We start from the raw sequence: 19,165 nt of genomic DNA, 5'->3' as shown, positions 1-19,165 counted from the left end.
TTTCTAGCGGATGGTATCGGACTGAGGTTGTTTGAGGAGCTGGCGTGCCTGTTCCGCGGCAAAATCCGGATTACGCCATTTCTGTACTTCGGATTCCAGGCTGTCGGCACAGGTTTTCATTTGCCGGATTTGAGCTCGCAGTTTGTTTATTCGGTAAAACTTCAGCAGAACGCTGATCAAACCGTTTGGTCCGGGAAGAAAGGTCAGTCCGAGTATTATCAGGACAACCGCCAGCGGAATGAATAATTTTCCGACACGACGCTGATAGCGGCGATTCATCGCATGAGCGTTTTCAGCCCGGCATAGGGCAGATGGTCTTCTTCTTCAATCCGGATCAAACGATTGTACTTTGCGGTCCGTTCACCCCGGCAGGGTGCACCGGTTTTGATCTGACCGCAGTTTGCCGCAACCGCCAGGTCGGCAATAAAATGATCATCCGTTTCGCCGGAACGGTGGGAGACAATGGCGCGGTAGCCGTTTTCCATTGCCAGTTTCATGCAATCCAGTGTTTCGCTGACCGTGCCGATCTGTGTTGGTTTTACAAGCACTGCGTTGGCAGCTCCCTGCTGAATTCCCTTTTTTAGACGTTCAATATTAGTTACGAAGATATCGTCGCCGATCAGCTGAACGCGGTTGCCAAGCGCGGCGGTCAGTTCATGCCAGCCATCCCAGTCCTCTTCTGCCAATCCGTCTTCAATGGAGATGATAGGATATTTTTGGACCCAAGCGGTATATAGTTCAATCAGTTCTTCTGCACTGATTGCCCGCCGGTTGGGATTCATAAAGATATAGGCGTTATCCTGATAGAGACTGCTGGCAGCGACATCAATTGCCAGATAAATCTGCTCCCCGGGATGGTAACCGGCATGTTCGATTGCCTGCATTATAATCGAGAGCGGTTCTTCATTGTCAGCAAAATCGGGTGCCATCCCACCTTCATCCCCCACATAAGTCGGTTTATTCATTTTTTCGAGAATTTCCTTGAGTGCAAAGTAGATCTCGGCGGCAGCACGAATTGCCTCGCGGAAATTGGGCAGTCCCGCGGGAACGATCATGTATTCCTGAATATCGAGGTTGTTGGGTGCATGCATGCCGCCATTGATAATGTTCAGAAATGGTGTCGGAATCAGTCTTGTGCCCGCACCTCCCAGCAGCCGGTAAATCGGCAGTCCGGCACAGACGGCTGCTGCCCGGCAGACTGCGAGCGAGACACCGAGGATGGCATTTGCTCCCAGTTTGGATTTGTTTTTGGTCCCGTCGATTTCAATCAGAGTCTGATCAATCCGGAACTGATCGGTCGCATCCATACCAATCAGGCGGGGTGCAATAATTTCGTGGATATTGGCAATTGCTTTCAGAACGCCTTTGCCAAAATACCGGGCAGGGTCACGATCCCGCAACTCCAGCGCTTCAAACGAACCGACTGAGGCTCCGGAGGGTACCGATGCCCGTCCCATAATTCCGTTAGAAAGATAGCAGTCAACCTCCAGTGTCGGATTTCCCCGGGAATCAAGTATCTCCCGGGCCTGAATTCGAGCAATCAATGGTTTTGCCATTTATCCCCCTTTTGCTGTCGACTGGTATTCGTTCCGGCGTTCGGCATACAAAGGGAAGGATTCGACCATTTCCCGGACTTCGGCTTTTATTTTTTCCAGTTCAGTTTCGTTTTCACCGGCGGCGATTGTCCGGTCAATAAGTTCGGCGATTTTTTCCATCTCTGTTTCCTTCATACCCCGGGTGGTTAATGCAGGCGTTCCCAGTCTGATGCCGGAAGCAATAAACGGTTTTTCTGGGTCAAAGGGAATGGTATTCCGGTTGACGGTGATATTGACCTTTCCCAGCAGTCTTTCGGCGTCCCGGCCGGTGATTTTTTTTGACCGGAGGTCAACAAGCATCAGGTGGTTATCGGTGCCACCGGAGCAGAGGCGGAATCCCCGTTTCGTTAATGCCTCAGCAAGTGCCCGGGCATTTTTTACGGTCTGCTGCTGATATTCCTTGAATTGGGGCGTTAACGCCTCCTTGAACGCCACCGCCTTGGCAGCAATGCAGTGTTCCAGCGGTCCTCCCTGAGTTCCGGGAAATACTGTTTTATCGAGTTCCTCGGCGTATTTTGCCTTGCACATGATAATCGCACCCCGGGGTCCGCGCAGTGTTTTGTGGGTGGTCGTGGTAACGATGTCGGCATAGGGGACCGGTGAGGGGTGTAATCCCGCCGCCACTAAACCGGCAATATGAGCGATATCCGCCAGCTGGGCGGCTCCGACTTCGTCGCAGATTTCCTGAAATTTATCAAAGTGAATGGTCCGTGGGTATGCTGAGGCACCGCTGACGATCACGCGGGGTTTGTGTTCCAGTGCCAGCTTGCGGATCTGATCATAATCGAGCATCTCAGTATCCGGGTTTAATGTATAATGGATTACCTTGAAGTAGCGTCCGGAGAAATTGATCGGATGACCATGGGAGAGATGGCCCCCGTGGGTGAGTGACAGTCCCATGATTGTGTCGCCGGGGTTTGCCAGAGTGAGATAGGCGGCGATGTTTGCCTGTGTTCCTGAGTGGGGTTGAACATTCACGTGGTCACAGCCGAAGATTTCCTTGGCGCGCTGGATTGCCAGTTCTTCGGCAATATCAACATAGCGGCAGCCGCCGTAATACCTTTTTTTAGGATATCCTTCGGCATATTTGTTGGTCAGCACCGAACCAAGGGCTGCCAGAACTGCCTCAGAACAGAAATTCTCCGAGGCAATCAGTTCCAGATTGGCGTGCTGTCGGCTGGTTTCTTTAAAAATGGCGTCAAAGATTTCCGGGTCAGTTTCAAAAAGCAGTCTGGAATTCATGAGGATTCTCCTTTTATTTTAAAAATAGGGCATCAACCGGAGAAGTCAAGGTTTTATTCCCGGCTTGCCGGGCGAAATCATTTCGCTAAACTTTCAAATATGGTAGATAAGCTGATAGAACTGGTAAGAATCTTACGTCGTCGTTGTCCGTGGGATCGGAAACAGACGCTGAGTACGACCCGCCCGCTGATCCTGAATGAGACTTTTGAACTTGAGGAGGCGTTGCGGACAAAAAACCGGCAGGCAATCATTGAAGAACTGGGAGATTATCTTTTCATGGGAATCTTCCTGGCGGAGGTGGCAGAAGCAGAAATGGGGATCGGGCTTCCGGAAGTGATCAATGGCGTAATTAGGAAGCTGAAATCCCGTCATCCTCATGTTTTCGGTAATGCGCGTGTCCGGAATGAGGAGGAGGTGCTGAAGAACTGGGAACGGATCAAGCAGACCCATTCCCGGAAGACACTCCTGAGCGGTATTCCCAAGGCATTGCCAGCATTGCATCAGGCGCAGCTGATTCAGGAGCGGTGCCGGCGGGTGGGATTTGACTGGGAGAAGTGGCCGGCGGTGCTGGCAAAAGTGGAAGAGGAGATTGATGAACTGAAGTTCGAACTGGCAAGGAGTAGAATCCGGCGAAACCGCATCCGGGAGGAACTGGGGGATCTACTGTTTGCACTTGTTAATCTGTGCCGGCATCTGAATGTCGATGCTGAGGGAACATTGAAGGATGCTAACCGCAAGTTCTGCCAGAGATTTACCAGTGTTGAAAGGGAGTTAGAACAGCGAGGGCGCCGGCTCTCCGAGGCAACACTTGAGGAAATGGAAAGTCTCTGGCAGAAATCAAAGCAGCGCCGGTAACTGCCACGGCGGTTATATTGACTGAGTAAATTACCGGGTTATAATGAACAAAATTAACAGCTTAGCAAAGGAGTTAGAAGGAATGAACAATAAGGAAGTTGCCAATTTGATCGCTCAGATTGCCCGGATCCGGAATGTGGACATTACCTATGTCTGCGAAACACTGCGGACGAGTATTGTTGCCGGGTTAAAAAGGCGGTTCGGGACGGGGACAGAGGCCGAGGTAAGTATTTCCCCGGATACGGGAGAGATCAAGGTTTTTTTGCTAAAGAAGGTGGTTGAGAAAGTAAACAATCCCGGGCAGGAAATTGCACTTGAAGAGGCACAAAATATTATTCCTGAGAGTAAACTGGGAGATGTGATCCGCGTAGAGTTGCCGCTGGATGAAATCGGCCGGGTGGCGATTCGCAAAGCGTCGGATGAATTGATGCTTAAGCTCCGTGAGGCGGAACGGGACCGGCTTTTTGAAGAGTATAACCGGAAGAAGGGGGAGATAGTAACCGGCACAATTCAGCGTATCGGAAGGGATGAGATTATTGTCAATCTCGGGTTAATTGAAGCGGTCCTGCCGAATCGCGAACAGCTGAAAACGGATCATTACCGTCAGGGGCTTCCGATCAAGGCGTATGTCCATCGGGTGGAGAAGACACCGATCGGACCGCGGGTTTATCTTTCCCGGACTCACCCCGAATTTTTGAGGAAGCTGCTGATGCGCGAGGTCCCCGAAATCAAGGAAGGGGTTGTGGAAATCAAGGCTATTGCCCGGGCTCCAGGGTTCCGCTCGAAGATCGCTGTAGCCTCAAGAGATGAAAAGGTAGATCCGGTCGGCGCCTGTGTCGGATATCGGAAGTCGAGAATTGAAAATGTGATCAAGGAACTCTCCGGGGAAAAGATTGATATTGTCCAATGGAGCCGTGATCTGCAGGTATTCATAGCCCGAGCGCTCGGACCGGCAAAGGTATCAGAGATTCTGCGTGAGAATGATACCTATGTGGTGGTGGTTCCGGACAGTGATTTTTCTATTGCCATCGGCAAGAAAGGTCAAAATGTCTGGCTGGCGAGTCTGCTCACCGGAACCAAACTGGAGGTGCTGAAGGAAAGTGATTATCGGAACCGGGTAATTATGAACCGGGCGGCAAAGTTTCCCATTTCCGAACTGAACCTAGAACCGGAAGTTACCCAGAAACTGGAGGCGGCCGGCATGAAGACCGCCTTTGACTTGCTGAGCGCCTCGACCCCAGACCTTGTAAAAATTATGGGGTCGGAAGCGGAAGCGGTGGAGTTAATGAAACAGCAGATTCGTGAGCGGGTATGGGCAGGTTAAGGGTATTCGAAGCAGCCAAACAACTGAATCTTTCCAGCGAGGCGCTGCTTGCCCTGCTGAAGGAACTGGGGTTCCCTCCCCGAGGATATACCTCCTATATTACCGAAGAGGAGTTTGATGCAGCCCGCCAGCGTCTGAGAAAAGAGAAACGGCAGTTCAAGGAGACGATTAAGAAGCGCACCCAAATTGAAGGGACTGAAAAGGCAGCCGTGCCACCGAATGTGGCACCTCCGACTGAAGAGGCGAAGAAACCTGCGTTTAAAGTGCCGGCAGGTAAAAGAAAGAAACCCCGGACCGGTGAAGGTGAACGGCAGGCGGCGCCTGCCACACGTCCTTCAGCCGTTAAGGTTACTCCCTATATGACGGTAGCAGAACTGGCACATGCCCTCAACCTGCCGGTTGCAGAGATTATCAAGAAATGCTTGCAACTCGGTCTCCGGGCAACACTTAATCACCGGCTGGATCTGGATACGATTATTCTGATTGCGGACGAATTCAACATCCCGGTTCAGCAGGAGGAGGAAATTGAAACTGAGATCAAGCGGGGTGAGGCTAAACCCCGCCCGCCGGTAGTGGTGGTAATGGGACATGTGGACCATGGCAAGACGGCATTACTTGATTACATCCGCAAGACGAAAGTGGCGGAAAAGGAGTTTGGCAGAATTACTCAGCATATGGGCGCCTATGTGGCGTATTATGGTGACCGGCCGATTGTTTTTCTGGACACACCCGGACATGAGGCGTTTACCGCAATGCGTGCCCGCGGTGCTCAGGTGACGGATATTGCAGTGCTGGTTGTGGCAGCAGACGAAGGGGTAATGCCTCAGACACTGGAGGCACTGGATCATGCGCGGGCAGCAGGTGTGCCGATTATTGTCTGTATCACCAAATCGGATCTGCCAACCGCCAATCCGGACCGCGTGAAGAGTCAGCTTGCCAATTACAATGTGCGTGTAGAGGAGTACGGTGGTCATACAGTATGCGTTGAGACTTCGGTGGTAACCGGGCAGGGAATTGAAGAGCTCTTGGATGCTATTTCGGTTCTGGCACTGGAGCTCGATTTGAAAGCACCCTATGATGGCCCGGCGCGTGGTGTGGTAGTCGAAGCCCGGATTGATCGGGGGCGGGGGAATGTTGCCACAGTGCTGATTCAGGAGGGAACATTAAAGCGCGGAGACCCGTTTGTCGCCGGGGAACATTACGGCCGAGTTCGGGATATGCTGAATGATAATTTTGTTTCAGTTGAACAGGCAACGCCCTCAATGCCGGTTCAGGTTATCGGATTTTCCGGGCTGCCGGAGGCGGGGGACCGATTTGAAGTTGTAGCCGATGAGCGGACCGCCCGGGAAATTGCTCACCGCCGGCTGCTGGCAAAGCGGGACCGGATTCTGGCAGCAAGTCGGCCCAAGGTCAGTCTTGAGGCAATTCAGGAGCAGATTGCCAAGGGACAGGTGAAGGAGTTGAAGATTGTGCTCAAAACCGATGTTTCCGGTTCGGCGGAAGCGCTCCGCGACGCCTTGGAGGGACTGTCCCTGGATGAGGTCCGGGTGCGGGTGATTCATTCCGGAGTCGGTCCGATCACCCAGAATGATGTGTTGCTGGCTCAGGCTTCCGAGGCGATCATTGTCGGGTTTCATGTCCGGCCGCTGGCTGATGCCCGGCAGCTGGCAGAACGGGAAGGGGTGGAGATCCGGACTTATAAAATTATTTATGCGGCAATTGATGATATCCGGGCGGCGATGCTCGGTATGCTCGAACCGGAAAAGAAGGAGGTTACAATTGGACGGGCTGAGGTTCGTCAGGTGTTCTCGATTCCGAAGCAGGGGCTGATTGCCGGTTCATTCGTCACCGAAGGCAAGGTGGTCCGGGGTGCTTCAGTCCGAGTAATCAGAGATAACCGGGAGATTTTTTCCAGTGAGGTGATTTCACTGCGCCGTTTCAAGGAGGATGTCCGGGAAGTGGCGGCCGGTTATGAGTGCGGTATCGGTATCAGGGATATTACTGATCTGCAGGCTGGTGACCAACTTGAATTTTATGTGATGGAAGAGGTAAAACGGGCTGTCTCTTAGCACTGATCAATGAGTATTGGACTGCTTATGGTGGACTGCTATTTCGGTGACAGTCTGTCTCTGAAAGATAAGCGGCGGATTCTTTCCAGTCTTACCGAGCGACTCCGGAAGTCGTTCAATGTCGCCCTTTGTGAGATTGAATATCAGCAGCAGTGGCAGCGGGCGAAGCTGGCAATCGTTCTGATCAATACGGACTGGCGGATGCTCCAGCAGAGTTCCAGCCGGATTCTGGAGACGATTGAGCGGGATGGCAGAGTTGATATTCTGGCCAGTGCAATTGAGCGTTTGCGTTAGCGGAGCAGAACCAGGCTGAGCAGTCCCAGAGCCCAGCAGTAGATTCCAAACCACCAGAAGTTACGGCTGATGATAACCCGCCGGAGAATCATGAGCATCAAATATCCGGTGATGCCGGCAACTATTATTCCGGAGATCACCGGCCCCGGTGACAGTAGTGAGAAATCAAGTTTCAGAAGCTCCCAGATCGCAGCGCCCAGCGTTACTGGCAATGCCAGGAGAAAAGAAAATTCAAAGGCGGTGGCGGTATTTACTCCGAGCAACAGCGCCAGACTGATGGTGGTCCCGGAACGGGAAATGGCGGGCAGAATTGCAGTGGACTGAATCAGTCCGATCAGCATGCCCAGAGGCAGTTCAATCGGACGGTTGCGATTTCGGGCGAAGCGGGTGGTAAACAGCAAAGTGCCGTTAATCAGAAAGAGAATGCTGGGTACAATCTTTTGGACAAACAGACTTTCAACCCAGGGCTCCAGCAGCAGTCCGGCACCCAGCGCCGGCAAGGTTCCGATGATAATTATTAATATCAGCCGGCGGGCATGATTCCGAACTGGAGGAAGCGTATCAGCCAGGTTGCGCACGAGAGTGATGATACGCGGGAGCATGAAGATGAGTATTGCCAGCGCAGTGCCCAAGTGCAGAGCAGCAGTGAGATTGAGCCGTACTGAAGGAGAAATCTGCCAGAAGTGAAGCAGCAGGGCAAGGTGACCGTCACTGGATACGGGCAGGATTTCGGTTATTCCCTGAAGCAGTCCGAGGACGATACCTTCAAGCCAGTTCATATTAAAAGCCGGTGCGGTAGTTCAGATGGATTTTTGCCCGCATTGGCGACTGGGGAAATGGGATGCCGAAGTCAATGCCCAGGATACCGAAATTTGTTTCCCAGCGGCCGCCGCAGCCGTAGCCAGCGATAATTTGATATGTTCGTTCGGAAGTGTGTAATACACCCGCATCAAAGAAGATATGAACCCGGGAATGACGGGTGAGGTAAAGTCGGGGTTCAAAATTGGACCAGAAGAGCTGGTCAGTAGTAAATTCCGCTTCGCGGTAGCCCCGGATATTTTCCGGTCCGCCCACAGCATACAGCTCCGGTGCAGCGAGGGGCAGTTCAGAATAGATCATGTGCAGGTTAACATCATTGGTAAGTGCCATGTCAGCATAGAGAGGAATGGCGGTGCACCAGCGGGCGGTGACTTCCCCCGTAAATCCGGTAGTTTCGGGAGGGATCGTTTGATACCCGCCACGGGTTGTGAGTTCCAGGAAAATTCCTCTCCGGTACCGGTCAATGTCGTCCCGGTGGTCATATTGAAATCCGGTGCCTGCCCAGAATTCGTTTTTCTGCATGACACCGGCAAGGTGATTGTAACCGGTATTGAATTTGAGCCGGAGTGCATCTCTTCCCGTGGCAGCAGTAAAACCAAGCAGGGTATAGGCGTAGACAGTGTCGCTCACCTTGTGGGAAATTTCACCCGTGAGGGTAAAAGGAAGGTTAAAGGGCCAGGGTTCGGTATAATTTAACTTATAGTCAGTTCGCTTGAATGCAGAGCGCCAGTGGAATTCGGCAGCACGGCCCCGGTTGAACAGGTTGAAAAGGGAGATGGTGAACCAGCCGGTGAGTTGGCGAGTTTCCGGCAGATAGCCGAGTGCCGCATCCAGTTGCCCGGTTTTTGCCGGAGTGAGCCAGAACCGGACACCGAAAAGACTCTCCTGCAGGACGATGTCGGTACTGTCGACTTTGAGCCATCCCGAACTCTGAAGGTTGGACTGCCAGGTCCGGATACGGGCGGGTTGATAGTCCACCGGTCCGGAGAAACCGGAATAGCGCCGCAATATTTCCCGGTTCAATTCCGGGCTGCCGGCAAAGGAGACAAAACTGATTTTCACCTTCGGACCCTCTGCGATCTGGAGAAGCGGTTTGACACCACCGGCAGTTTCCATAATACCGGTGAATTCAATCCGTACGAAAGGAAAACCGAGATTATGGTATACCTGCTGCAGACGACTAATGGTATGGAAGATCTGTCTGTGGCAAAAGAAGGGTTGTTTTCTGGCCGGGTTCAGAAACCGGTAAAGTGTCGCTGTGTCCAGACTTTCAGTGCCTTCCAGCTGCCAGCCGGTGATTCTCATCCTGGGACCTGGGCAAACCTGAAAGGTGACGCTGACTCCGCTGGAATCAAAGGCAGTGAGCAGCTCAACGGTTGCCCGAAGATGGCCTTCACTGGTAAGGCGGCGCAGAATCCGAATGCGGGCATCGGCGAACTGTTCCTCGGTTACGGTATCCCCGGCTGCAAACCCGGGTTGAAAATCTCTGGCAGGTCGCCAACCTTGAAAATTGAGTTTCCGGACAACGAGTGGTTCACTTGAAATCAGATCGGCGCGCAGCAGCAGCAAAATCAGCGCCAGTCTGTCAGCTGAGAAAGAGATACTGACGCCAGGCCTCCGGAATTTCACCCAGACTGTTAACAGCAAATGTTACATAGTGAGGTGCCTTCGGTTTCCGCCGCAAGGTCATTTTTGCCTGAGCAGGGGTCCGGTTTCCCTTCCGGGCGTTGCATTCCGGGCAGGCGCACACCAGATTTTCCCAGGTGTCAGTGCCCCCCAGTGCCTTGGGAATTATATGGTCGGTAGTCATAACCGGTTTGCGTGCGCCACAGTACTGGCAGGTGTGGTTGTCCCGGCGCAGGACATTGCGCTTGGTCAGCGGTACTTCCCGGCGATGCACCCGGACATAGTAGTTGAGTCGCAGAACACTGGGCACCGGGATATTCATGTTTACGGTGCGCACTGTCAGTTCTGAACGTTCGAGTGGTTCAGCTTTACGGCTCATCATCAGCACCAGTGCCCGTTTCAGCCGGCAGAGGGATAACGGTTCATAATTCTGATTCAGGAGCAGAACCGGACGGTTCAACATGGGATCGGGTTCAGTCCTCAGCGCACGAACAGTTCCTTGTTGATTGCCTGCAGATTCTTTTCAATGTACTCCAGTTGCGCCCGGGCATAGCCTGCTACTGCCGGATCACTCAGTGCCCGCTGATAATAACTCCTTGCCTCTTCATAGAGGGTTTTGGCATTTTTCAGTTTCGCCGTCGGCGTCTGAGTGATGTTGGTACCCCGGTTGGCATCTGCCTGCTTGCGCCGGTTATCACCGAGGTCAATGTAAGCCTGAGTCAGGTTCGGGTCCAGCGTCAGCGCCCGGCGCAGATTGGCATCTGATGCGGCATAATTTCCCTGTTCGCTCAGCGCCTCGCCTTTATAGAGATAGGCGAGGGCAAAGGTGGAATCCCGGCTGATCACCTCGTCAAAACGGGCGATCGCCTGCCGATACTGCCCCTGACGGGCTAAGATCACACCCTGGCGCAGTTTTGCCATCAGATTGTTTGGGTCACGGATAAACAGGGTATCCAGCTGGGCAAGCGCACCTTTGTAATCCTTGAGTTCGATCAGCGCATCCGCCAGCTTTGCCCGCAGAACTGTCAGCTCCGGGAAACGGGAAACGAGTGGTTTCAATGCATCGGCAGCTTCCTGATAACGTCCCACCTTGAACAGAAACTCTGCCCATAACCGCTGGATTGCCGGATCATCCGGAAACCGGGCGCGGGCAACCTGAAAGACTGAGTCGGCCTGTCTGGTCATACCCTTGCGGACATAAATTTCGGCGATTCCATTGTAAAGATCGGCAAGGGTTGAGTCCTGTCCGAGTCCTTCCTGATACAGCTTCAGTGCCTCATCCTGCTGTCCCATTTCAAGATAGAGGTCTCCCAGCGCCTCATAGCCCTTGGCGCGCTTGGGGTCGATTTTAATCGCCTTGCGGTAATACGATTCAGCATTGCCGGCATCCCGCTGCTTCCGGTATACATTGCCGATAGCAATGTAGGGTTCATAGGCGAGGGAATCATATTCCAGCGCCTTCTGGAAGTTAGCCATTGCTCCATTATAGTCCCCCTGACCATAATACTGAGCACCGATGCTGTAGAACATCTGGGCGGTATCGCGGCGAGCCTGCAGCTGCTCTTCGCTGTAACGGGTGACAGTCTGGGTGGGCGCACAGGCGGTGAACAAAATTCCGGCAATACCAGAAACGATCATTGTAAAGGCAATGATCAGCTTCCACTCCTGTTTCATATGTTTAATCGCTCCTTTTAAACTATTATATCCTTCAATGGAGCCGACGGGATTCGAACCCGTGACCTTTTGACTGCCAGTCAAACGCGCTCCCAACTGCGCCACGGCCCCAAATATAAGTAAAGTATTACCGATCTGCCGGTAATGTCAAGTTAGATTGGGAGACATTTCGCCGGCGGGTTGCGATAGGCAACGGGTTGAGTTGTGAGCATCAGCTAATATGTGCATAAACATGCACGAATAAATACTATAGCAACATCGTGGTAATGGATTGATTTTATTGTACTTAGATAGCTGGTATATGCCACTGGGGGTATGCCCCTGGCATACCCCGGAGCGGTTGTCCGGTCTGGTGGGGTGTGATATCTGACTGCATCTGAGTAAGGGGGGATACGCCGGATCAGGCTGAGCTGGAGAGGGAAAAGGGGCCGGGCATTTGAGTGCCGGTTCCGGCTCGGTATTGTAGGGGAGAACGATTGGTATCAGGGGGATGCAAGCCGGGATCAAACCCGGTGGTTGCGGCGGGGTTCTGTGGCAATTTAGAATAGCAGCCACTACAGCTCAGTGCCGGCGCATTTTGGGGAGTTTACCTGAAGAAAGTTTGCGGGCAAGTTCCCGTGCCTGATAGAACTCCTTCAGGAGGTTGTTGACATCGGCTACCGAGGTTCCGGAGCCGCGGGCGATACGCTGACGTCTGGAGCCGTTGATGATGTCCGGGTTGCGGCGTTCTTCCGGGGTCATTGATTGGATAATCGCTTCAACCCGGATGAACTCTTTTTCGTCAACCTCAATGTTTCCTGCACCCGGCATCAGTGCCAGCAGTTTGGAAAGTGAGCCCATTTTCCGGACGGTGCGCAGCTGGTTCAGAAAGTCCTCCAGGTCAAATTTGCCTTTGAGAAATTTCTGTGCCAGTTCCTGTTGCTGCTGTGGCTGGGTAACCGACTGGACCTTCTCGGCGAGGGTCCGGATGTCTCCCATACCAAGGATGCGGGCAGCAATCCGGTCGGGATGAAATTCCTCCAGGTCTTCAAGTTTCTCACCTGCCGAAATGAAGTATACCGGCAGTCCGGTGACCTGACGGACCGAGAGGACTGCGCCTCCACGGGCATCGCCGTCCAGTTTGGTGAAGCAGCAGCCGGTAACTTTCAGCTGCCGGGTGAACTCAGTTGCCTGAATTACTGCATCCTGGCCGATCATGCCGTCGAGGACCAGCAGGGTGGCATCGGGAAGGACATGTTTTTCAATTGCCAGCAGTTCGGACATCATCTCTTCATCAATGTGAAGCCGGCCCGCGGTATCGAGGATAATGATTCCATGGTGGTGGGCCTGTGCCCGTTCCCGGGCGGCAAGGCAGGTGGCAAGAACATCACCGGTTACGGGCTGAAAGTCACATTGGGCGCGTTGAGCAATTGCCTGCAGCTGACTGACGGCAGCCGGGCGTTTTGGGTCACAGGCGACGAGGAGGGGACGGCGATTTCTGAAACGGACCGCCAGTTTGCCGGCAAGGGTTGTTTTACCAGTGCCCTGCAGTCCGATCAGGCTGATGACCGCCGGCACGGAATTAAGCTCCAGTTTCGGTGTCGCATCTCCCAGAAGATGAACCAGTTCCTGATACACGGTATAATTGACAAGTTCGCCCGGTTTGATGCTGGCGGTGATGTCTTGCTCCTTCAGACGCGTCTCTATTGCACGGATAAACTGGCCTACGACCTTGTAGTTGACATCAGCGTCAAGCAGAATTGTCCGGATTTCTGCCAGCGCCCGGTTTATTTCCTGCGGGCCGAGTCTGCCCCGGCCCATGAGTTTGCGCTGGAGTTCGACCAGACGCTGGCTCAGGAGTTCAAACATCTGAGCGCTTTTACTGTTTCTCGGTAATTGCTGCTGCGGAAGATGGCACTGCCCGCGATGAGAATGTCGGCACCTGCCCGGACGATATCACCGGCGTTCGCTGGCGTGACACCACCATCTACTGAAATGGTGAAACTCAGTCCGGATTCGCGACGCAGCTTTGCGAGTTGCGCAATCCGGTTCAGTGATTCGGGGATGAACTGCTGGCCGCCGAAGCCGGGAAATACGCTCATGAGCAGAACATCTTCAAGGCGTGGGAGCAGAGGAATGATTCTTTCTACCGGCGTGTCCGGATTAAGTGAGATACCGGGCAGACGTCCCGAATTGCGGATTGCTGCAATGCAGTTTTCCGGCTGGCATGTCGCTTCAATGTGAAAGATGAGATAGTCCGAGCAGGAGACAAACCGGGGAATCATTTTCTCGGGTTCACTGACCATGAGATGGGCGTAGATCGGCAGTGGAACTGCGCGCCGCACCGCCTGGACAATCGGAGTGCCGAAGCTGAGATTGGGGACGAAGTGTCCATCCATTATGTCCAGATGAATCGCATCAACACCTGCATCCAGCACCGCATTCAGTTCCTGTCCCAGGCGGGTAAAGTCACAGTCAAGAATCGAAGCCGAGATCCGGACTTTCACCGGCTGTTTTCCTTTGCGCTTTGAGCGACAAGCAGACTTACTGTATCACCCGTGATCACCGGCATTCCTTCCTCCGGATACTGGAACAGAATTGTTCCTTCGGGTTCGGAACTGACAGCGTACTTGAGCTGGGTGAGTTTCAGACCATGGGCGGCAAGTATGCCTCTTGCGGTCTCGATATTTAAGCCGGTGAGGTTGGGCATGGGAAAGGTGCCGGTTTTTGTGGAGACGCTGAGTGTAATCTCCGTTCCCTGTCGGACCTGGGAACCAAATGGAGGAGAGGTGGCAACCACCCGTCCCGCAGGAACTGCAGGAGAACGGATTGAATCTACCCGCGTAACGACAAATCCCAGACGCTGGAGGGTGGTAATGGCGTTTGCTGCTGGCAGACCTTCAAGGTTGGGAATACGAACGAGTCCGGAACCGGTGCTGATGTCGAGATCGATTTGCCTCCCGGCTTTGACGCGGCGCCCGGCACGGGGATATTGGGCAGCCACCCGGTTCGGAGGGATGGAGTCATTGGGTACTGGCCGGATTTCTCCGGGCTGCAGGCCAATCCGGTTCAGGGTCTGGATCGCCTCTTCCCGGGTTGTTCCAATAAGGTTTGGTACCTCAATTTCCGTGCCCTTCTGAATGATCAGGGGCATGATTATATTGTTGAAAAGCAGAATCAGGCCGGCGAGGATGAGGATCACCAGAAACCAGATTAATACGCGCACACCCTTTTTGCCTCTTTTGTTCATTTCAGACTCCTATTATTTCACCCGGTTGCGGATGATAGCCGTTGATGAAGTCTCTGCCGGTTATGATTTTACCTCCCGCAGGTTTAAGTTCAAGTATTTCAATCCGGTCGGTTCCGGCAGCAACAATAAGGCGGTTTTTATCAGTGATGATGGCACCGGGTGTTTCCGGATTTGATGCGCTGACTTTTCGGGAACGGAGAATCTGCAGGTCCCGGTTGCGAAATCTGGTGAGGGCGCCGGGTTGGGGCGCAAGCGCCCGGATGTGGTTATGAATCTCCTGTGCCGGCCGGCGCCAGTCAATCCAGCGTTCAGATTTAGTGATTTTCGGTGCCCGGGAGGCAAGCGCGGGGTTCTGAGGTATCCTTTGGACATTGCCGGTAGAAATCTGGTCAAGAGTTATGCAAAGAAGTTCAGCGCCCTTCTCTGCCAGACGGAGTGCCAGTTCGCCTGCGGTTTCATCCGGCAGGATTGGCAGTTCAACCTGATTCAGGATGTCGCCGGTATCAATGCCCGAGTCCAGCTGGAATATGGTAACGCCGGTCAGTTCACATCCTTCCATCAGCTGCCGGGGAATTGGTGCCGGACCGCGATAACGGGGGAGGAGCGAAGGGTGCAGATTGATAAAGCCGTGCACCGGAATGGTGAGAAGAGCGGGTTTGAGGATATATCCATAATCAACAATTACCCCGCAGTCCGGTGACAGTTCCCGCAGGCGAGCCAGGAACTGCTCCGAGTTCGGGGATTCAGGAGTTAATGTAGGGATACCTAATTCAGCAGCAAGCTGGGCGACCGGAGTGGGGAGGGTCTTCAAACCCCGGCCCTGAGGTGCTGGGGGAGCAGTGATTACCGCGAGAAGCTCATGAGTTGAGTTTTTCAGTGCCCTGAGTGCGGGCAGAGCGAATGTTCCGGAGCCGAAGAAGACTAACCGCATTGTCGAAGTTCAGTTTCCTGAAGTGCGTTGAGTCTTGCCTGTAAAAGTTGACGCCGGAGTTCACTGATGTGGTCGATGAACAGAATCCCCCGAAGGTGCTCGAATTCATGGACAATCGCCCGGGCAAGCAGTCCTGTTGCCTGAAGATGAATTTCATGTCCCCGGAGGTCAATTCCACGAACCTCTACCATTTCCGGGCGCGGGATGACTTCAAAGATGCCGGGCAGGGAGAGGCAGCCTTCTTCTTCTTCAATGAGACCTTCAGTTCTGATGATTTCGGGGTTGAGGATAAATGTCAGCGGCAGGTCAACATCAGCCTGCCAGGGTGCGAGCACGAATGCAGAAACCGGGACTCCGATTTGGTTTGCTGCCAGTCCGATTCCTTCAGATGCTTTCAGGGTGGCTTGAAGATCAGCTGCCAGACGCAGGATTTCCGGCGTTATCTCCCGAATTGGTGCAGTGATTGTGCGCAGTGCCGGGTTTCCATAGAGGACAATCCGGCGATTTGTTCCGGGATATTCCTGAGGGTCAGTTCGAGTTGACATCAATCTTACTTAGCTGGAAGAGCCGATTTTGTAGGCGATCGCACTCTTTTCTACTTCGACTTCCGTGTTTTCGGCAATTTTGACGATAAATGTGTTTTCTTTCACATTGGTAATGACACCGAGAATGCCGGAGGCGAAAACTACCCGGTCGCCACGCTTGAGGCTGGCGAGCATCTCCTGATGCTTTTTTTGACGTCGCTGCTGGGGAAGAATGATAAGAAAGTAGAGTACGACAAGTATGAGGATCAGGGGCAGTATGCTGCCGATAAAACCCAGGCCACCACCTGACTGGGGCTGAGTCTGGTTCTGGGCAAAAGCGATATTTAACACAGTTCCTCCTTTGTTTTTTTATTTAAATACAGACGATGACGGTAAATATACTGTGCTACCACCGGTGGTACTAGGTACCGGATGGACTTGTTCAGAGCCAACCGCTGGCGGATGATCCGAGCAGAAATTCCGACCGGGATAACATCAAGCAGTTTTACCCGATGAGGCTGGTGCTGGGGATAGAGCGGTGGTCGGGACACACCGGGGCGGCTGACGACGATCAGTTGAGCAAGTCGTGTGAGTTTTTCCGGTTGATGCCAGGTGTGGATAGTGTGATACTGGTCAAAGCCGATGATAAGATAAAATCTTGCACCGGGATAAACCTGATGTAGTGCCTGAAGCGTGTTGACTGTATAGGAAGGACAGGGAAGTTTTTCTTCCAGCCGGCAGAGCCGAAAGCGTCGATCGCCTTTTATCGCTCTGCTGACCATCTGGACCCGATGAAGGAAGGTTGCAGCCGGTGCCGGACGCCGGGGTGGACAGAAAGTCGGGATGAATAGAATCCGGTCAAGCTGCAGCTGTTCGAAAACATCCTCTGCTACGAGGAGGTGTCCGAAATGGATTGGATCAAAACAACCGCCCAAGATTCCAAGACGCATCAGTGAGAGGTAATCCGGTTCAGCAGACGCTGTGCCGGGCGGAGAACGGATAACGGTGCAGAGTCGGTAACGAGTTCGGAAAGTACCTGCTTTGCCTTTCCGGTGTCACCAGTTTCAAGATAACAGACACCAAGCCGGTAACGATCTACATACTGCCAAGTCAGATTAGGCCATGTTTGTTGAATATACTGGTAGTAGACCAGAGCAGATTTGTATTCTCCGGCTTTAAAGTAGAGACGGGCTGCTTCTAAATCGTTGTAAGCCAATCGAGTATCAATCTGGGAAAGTGCCTCTTGAACTTTGGAGCGGAAAGCAGATTCCGGATAACGCTCAAGAAATTCAAGGAACAGTTCCTGAGCACGGCGAGTCTGAGTCTGGTCCTGATGGGGGCCCGGTGCTGCCAGAAAGGTGGAAAGCGCAAGTTTGAAAGCGGCTTCTTCTTCATATCTGCCGTGAGGGTAATTACTGAGGTAAAATTCAAATTCACTCTGTGCCTGCTGATAATTCCGGCTCAGAAAATAACAGTCAGCGAGGTGAAACTGGGCATCGGCTGCCTCGGTGCTGCCCGGGAAATTGAAGATAACAAAGGTGAACGCCTCCTGTGCCTGCGGATACTTTTTCTCCTGCTTGAGCTTGAGCGCCTGCTCGAGTGCTGCAGCTGATGACTGTTGTACTGGCGGTTTTTCCTGACGTTTCGGGCAGGCGGTAAAAAGTGTAATGGCACAAACAGCAAGCATCGGTAGAAGGTAGATTGTGGTTTTCAAATTCTACCAATTAACTCTGATACCAGCCTAGTGAGACGGGGTTCAGCTTGGCTGGCGACTTTTAATACCGTTGCCAAGTCTACGGGTTTCAGCTGTTCCGGAGTGCCCATATCGGTAATTACCGAGAATCCCAAAACCCGAAGTCCGGCATGACGGGCAACAATCGTTTCCGGAACAGTAGACATACCGACGAGGTCGGCGCCGATAATTCGCAAATAACGGTATTCTGCTCCGGTTTCCAGATTTGGGCCAGTTAACCAGGCATAAACACCTTTTACAAGCCGGATTCCGAGTTCGCGAGCGGTTTGTTCGGCGACGGCGATCAGTGTCGGGTCATAACACTGGAACATGTCGGGGAATCGTGGGCCGAGAGTTTCATCATTGGGACCACGCAGGGGATTAAGGCTGGTAAGGTTGATGTGGTCAGTAATTACGGCGATATCGCCAGCCTGAAACTCAGGGTTGAGTCCGCCAGCAGCGTTTGATACGATCAGTGTATGAATGCCCAATTCCTTCATTACCCGGATCGGATGGGTGATTTCTTGAGGCTCATAACCCTCATAATAATGAACCCGTCCCTGCATTGCCACTACCGGTCGATTATTGACCATACCGAGTATCAGCCGGCCGCCATGACTTTCAACGGTTGGAATCGGGAAATGGGGGATCGTAGCATAAGGAATGGTAGTATCAGCCTGAATATTATCTGCAAGACGTCCGAGTCCGGTGCCGAGGATGATTCCGATCTCCGGTTTGAAGGCGGTTCTATTCCTTATTGCCTGAACGCTTTCCTGAATTTTCTGTTTCAACCCGATCATGGTTTTCCTTTTCAAATCTTTCAACTATCGCCAAGTAAGTGTTTGCAATGCCGCGAATCTCATCTAACAGGAGAGCACGTCGAGATTTCAGTTCTTGCAGGTCGCTCTGCAGACGTTCGGCTTCCTGTTTAACCTGTTCAATCATAAGCGCCCGTTCGCGCTCAGCGCTGGCTTTCAGTTCTTCGGCAACCTGCTGGGCGGTGAGCAGTGTTTCTTTGAGGAGGTTTTCAGTTTTTTCGTAAGCAGCAACGCGCGCAGAAAGCTCATCAACTTTTTCTGCCAGGGTGGCACGTTCCTTGCGCAGTTCCTCAAATTCAGTGGCTACTACAGTTAGAAATGCCCGTACTTCTTTCGGGGCATAACCACGCAATGACAGGGCAAATGCCTTTTTGCGGATCTCCAAGGGTGTTAATGCCATATTCTTAGTCTATCCATGCCGGGATAAGTGTCA

General features: G+C 52.9%; 21 protein-coding genes and 1 tRNA gene. 4 read left to right on the top strand and 18 right to left on the bottom strand.

All coding sequences use genetic code 11. The annotated features are described in order from the left end of the window. Nucleotides 1–3: 3 nt before the first annotated feature. Genes ABIK48_04325 through glyA form a run of 3 tightly spaced genes read right to left on the bottom strand, consistent with a single transcriptional unit; the run spans nt 4 to nt 2,837 of the window. Entirely contained in the window at nt 4–279 is a 276-nt protein-coding gene (locus ABIK48_04325) for a septum formation initiator family protein (GenBank protein MEO0021379.1), read from the bottom strand. After that, nucleotides 276–1,556, bottom strand: a complete 1,281-nt coding sequence (gene eno, locus ABIK48_04320; protein MEO0021378.1) for a phosphopyruvate hydratase — start codon at nt 1,554–1,556, stop codon at nt 276–278. The genes ABIK48_04325 and eno overlap by 4 nt, the downstream gene beginning before the upstream one ends. Continuing rightward, nucleotides 1,557–2,837 carry a serine hydroxymethyltransferase gene (glyA, locus tag ABIK48_04315; protein MEO0021377.1) on the bottom strand — a complete coding sequence of 427 codons (1,281 nt, stop codon included), beginning with the start codon at nt 2,835–2,837 and terminating at the stop codon, nt 1,557–1,559. A gap of 99 nt (nt 2,838–2,936) precedes the next feature. On the opposite strand from glyA, the gene mazG reads away from it, so the two are divergent. From mazG to ABIK48_04295, 4 genes are all read left to right on the top strand, one after another. Further along, on the top strand, nt 2,937–3,692 hold the full coding sequence (gene mazG / locus ABIK48_04310; protein MEO0021376.1) for a nucleoside triphosphate pyrophosphohydrolase: 756 nt from the start codon (nt 2,937–2,939) through the stop codon (nt 3,690–3,692). A gap of 82 nt (nt 3,693–3,774) precedes the next feature. Next, nucleotides 3,775–5,016, top strand: a complete 1,242-nt coding sequence (nusA, locus tag ABIK48_04305) for a transcription termination factor NusA (GenBank protein MEO0021375.1) — start codon at nt 3,775–3,777, stop codon at nt 5,014–5,016. Beyond that, nucleotides 5,004–7,085 carry a translation initiation factor IF-2 gene (gene infB / locus ABIK48_04300; protein MEO0021374.1) on the top strand — a complete coding sequence of 694 codons (2,082 nt, stop codon included), beginning with the start codon at nt 5,004–5,006 and terminating at the stop codon, nt 7,083–7,085. Before nusA ends, infB begins: the two co-directional genes overlap by 13 nt. Before the next feature lie 9 nt (nt 7,086–7,094). Further along, complete coding sequence (locus tag ABIK48_04295) at nt 7,095–7,379, top strand: DUF503 domain-containing protein (GenBank protein ID MEO0021373.1); 285 nt, start codon at nt 7,095–7,097, stop codon at nt 7,377–7,379. Here ABIK48_04295 and ABIK48_04290 read toward each other — a convergent pair. The 15 genes from ABIK48_04290 to ABIK48_04220 form a co-directional block, all read right to left on the bottom strand. After that, complete coding sequence (locus tag ABIK48_04290; protein ID MEO0021372.1) at nt 7,376–8,158, bottom strand: undecaprenyl-diphosphate phosphatase; 783 nt, start codon at nt 8,156–8,158, stop codon at nt 7,376–7,378. The genes ABIK48_04295 and ABIK48_04290 overlap by 4 nt on opposite strands. A gap of 1 nt (nt 8,159) precedes the next feature. Further along, a complete protein-coding gene (locus ABIK48_04285; GenBank protein MEO0021371.1) occupies nt 8,160–9,767 on the bottom strand; it encodes a BamA/TamA family outer membrane protein in 1,608 nt (535 codons plus the stop codon). A 16-nt stretch (nt 9,768–9,783) separates the two neighbouring features. Further along, nucleotides 9,784–10,287 carry an HNH endonuclease gene (locus tag ABIK48_04280; protein MEO0021370.1) on the bottom strand — a complete coding sequence of 168 codons (504 nt, stop codon included), beginning with the start codon at nt 10,285–10,287 and terminating at the stop codon, nt 9,784–9,786. Nucleotides 10,288–10,304: 17 nt separating this feature from the next. After that, nucleotides 10,305–11,498, bottom strand: a complete 1,194-nt coding sequence (locus tag ABIK48_04275) for a tetratricopeptide repeat protein (protein MEO0021369.1) — start codon at nt 11,496–11,498, stop codon at nt 10,305–10,307. Nucleotides 11,499–11,536: 38 nt separating this feature from the next. Further along, nucleotides 11,537–11,609: transfer RNA gene (locus tag ABIK48_04270), tRNA-Ala, on the bottom strand. A 450-nt stretch (nt 11,610–12,059) separates the two neighbouring features. Next, nucleotides 12,060–13,346 carry a signal recognition particle protein gene (gene ffh / locus ABIK48_04265; GenBank protein ID MEO0021368.1) on the bottom strand — a complete coding sequence of 429 codons (1,287 nt, stop codon included), beginning with the start codon at nt 13,344–13,346 and terminating at the stop codon, nt 12,060–12,062. Further along, nucleotides 13,331–13,984 carry a ribulose-phosphate 3-epimerase gene (gene rpe, locus ABIK48_04260; protein ID MEO0021367.1) on the bottom strand — a complete coding sequence of 218 codons (654 nt, stop codon included), beginning with the start codon at nt 13,982–13,984 and terminating at the stop codon, nt 13,331–13,333. The genes ffh and rpe overlap by 16 nt, the downstream gene beginning before the upstream one ends. Beyond that, a complete protein-coding gene (locus ABIK48_04255; protein ID MEO0021366.1) occupies nt 13,981–14,727 on the bottom strand; it encodes a PASTA domain-containing protein in 747 nt (248 codons plus the stop codon). Before ABIK48_04255 ends, rpe begins: the two co-directional genes overlap by 4 nt. Before the next feature lies 1 nt (nt 14,728). Then, nucleotides 14,729–15,658 (bottom strand): methionyl-tRNA formyltransferase, encoded by a 930-nt coding sequence (gene fmt, locus ABIK48_04250; GenBank protein MEO0021365.1) that lies wholly within the window; start codon nt 15,656–15,658, stop codon nt 14,729–14,731. Next, a complete protein-coding gene (gene def / locus ABIK48_04245) occupies nt 15,649–16,203 on the bottom strand; it encodes a peptide deformylase (protein ID MEO0021364.1) in 555 nt (184 codons plus the stop codon). The genes fmt and def overlap by 10 nt, the downstream gene beginning before the upstream one ends. A gap of 9 nt (nt 16,204–16,212) precedes the next feature. Further along, nucleotides 16,213–16,533 carry a preprotein translocase subunit YajC gene (gene yajC, locus ABIK48_04240; GenBank protein MEO0021363.1) on the bottom strand — a complete coding sequence of 107 codons (321 nt, stop codon included), beginning with the start codon at nt 16,531–16,533 and terminating at the stop codon, nt 16,213–16,215. Next, nucleotides 16,527–17,132, bottom strand: coding sequence for a nicotinate-nucleotide adenylyltransferase (gene nadD, locus ABIK48_04235; protein MEO0021362.1), 606 nt, complete (start codon nt 17,130–17,132; stop codon nt 16,527–16,529). Before nadD ends, yajC begins: the two co-directional genes overlap by 7 nt. Further along, nucleotides 17,132–17,869 carry an outer membrane protein assembly factor BamD gene (gene bamD / locus ABIK48_04230; GenBank protein ID MEO0021361.1) on the bottom strand — a complete coding sequence of 246 codons (738 nt, stop codon included), beginning with the start codon at nt 17,867–17,869 and terminating at the stop codon, nt 17,132–17,134. Before bamD ends, nadD begins: the two co-directional genes overlap by 1 nt. Nucleotides 17,870–17,892: 23 nt before the next feature. Continuing rightward, nucleotides 17,893–18,714, bottom strand: a complete 822-nt coding sequence (locus ABIK48_04225; protein ID MEO0021360.1) for a purine-nucleoside phosphorylase — start codon at nt 18,712–18,714, stop codon at nt 17,893–17,895. Further along, nucleotides 18,662–19,132, bottom strand: a complete 471-nt coding sequence (locus tag ABIK48_04220) for a DivIVA domain-containing protein (GenBank protein MEO0021359.1) — start codon at nt 19,130–19,132, stop codon at nt 18,662–18,664. Before ABIK48_04220 ends, ABIK48_04225 begins: the two co-directional genes overlap by 53 nt. Nucleotides 19,133–19,165: the final 33 nt, after the last annotated feature.

The organism is candidate division WOR-3 bacterium (genome assembly GCA_039801085.1).
GTDB lineage: Bacteria > Hydrothermota > Tepidihabitantia > Tepidihabitantales > Tepidihabitantaceae > JAOABP01.
Note: the sequence above shows the minus strand (reverse complement) of the source record. Positions and strands in the feature narration are given on the sequence as shown.

Bases quoted from the DNA above. Each gene is read 5' to 3' on its own strand.
- ABIK48_04295 (MEO0021373.1), top strand. From the start codon at position 7,095: ATGAGTATTGGACTGCTTATGGTGGACTGCTATTTCGGTGACAGTCTG.
- nadD (MEO0021362.1), bottom strand. From the start codon at position 17,132: ATGCGTCTTGGAATCTTGGGCGGTTGTTTTGATCCAATCCATTTCGGA.
- ABIK48_04275 (MEO0021369.1), bottom strand. From the start codon at position 11,498: ATGAAACAGGAGTGGAAGCTGATCATTGCCTTTACAATGATCGTTTCT.
- mazG (MEO0021376.1), top strand. From the start codon at position 2,937: ATGGTAGATAAGCTGATAGAACTGGTAAGAATCTTACGTCGTCGTTGT.
- bamD (MEO0021361.1), bottom strand. From the start codon at position 17,869: ATGCTTGCTGTTTGTGCCATTACACTTTTTACCGCCTGCCCGAAACGT.
- eno (MEO0021378.1), bottom strand. From the start codon at position 1,556: ATGGCAAAACCATTGATTGCTCGAATTCAGGCCCGGGAGATACTTGAT.
- ABIK48_04290 (MEO0021372.1), bottom strand. From the start codon at position 8,158: ATGAACTGGCTTGAAGGTATCGTCCTCGGACTGCTTCAGGGAATAACC.
- nusA (MEO0021375.1), top strand. From the start codon at position 3,775: ATGAACAATAAGGAAGTTGCCAATTTGATCGCTCAGATTGCCCGGATC.
- ABIK48_04255 (MEO0021366.1), bottom strand. From the start codon at position 14,727: ATGAACAAAAGAGGCAAAAAGGGTGTGCGCGTATTAATCTGGTTTCTG.
- ffh (MEO0021368.1), bottom strand. From the start codon at position 13,346: ATGTTTGAACTCCTGAGCCAGCGTCTGGTCGAACTCCAGCGCAAACTC.
- infB (MEO0021374.1), top strand. From the start codon at position 5,004: ATGGGCAGGTTAAGGGTATTCGAAGCAGCCAAACAACTGAATCTTTCC.
- def (MEO0021364.1), bottom strand. From the start codon at position 16,203: ATGTCAACTCGAACTGACCCTCAGGAATATCCCGGAACAAATCGCCGG.
- ABIK48_04325 (MEO0021379.1), bottom strand. From the start codon at position 279: ATGAATCGCCGCTATCAGCGTCGTGTCGGAAAATTATTCATTCCGCTG.
- ABIK48_04225 (MEO0021360.1), bottom strand. From the start codon at position 18,714: ATGATCGGGTTGAAACAGAAAATTCAGGAAAGCGTTCAGGCAATAAGG.
- ABIK48_04220 (MEO0021359.1), bottom strand. From the start codon at position 19,132: ATGGCATTAACACCCTTGGAGATCCGCAAAAAGGCATTTGCCCTGTCA.
- fmt (MEO0021365.1), bottom strand. From the start codon at position 15,658: ATGCGGTTAGTCTTCTTCGGCTCCGGAACATTCGCTCTGCCCGCACTC.
- ABIK48_04280 (MEO0021370.1), bottom strand. From the start codon at position 10,287: ATGTTGAACCGTCCGGTTCTGCTCCTGAATCAGAATTATGAACCGTTA.
- glyA (MEO0021377.1), bottom strand. From the start codon at position 2,837: ATGAATTCCAGACTGCTTTTTGAAACTGACCCGGAAATCTTTGACGCC.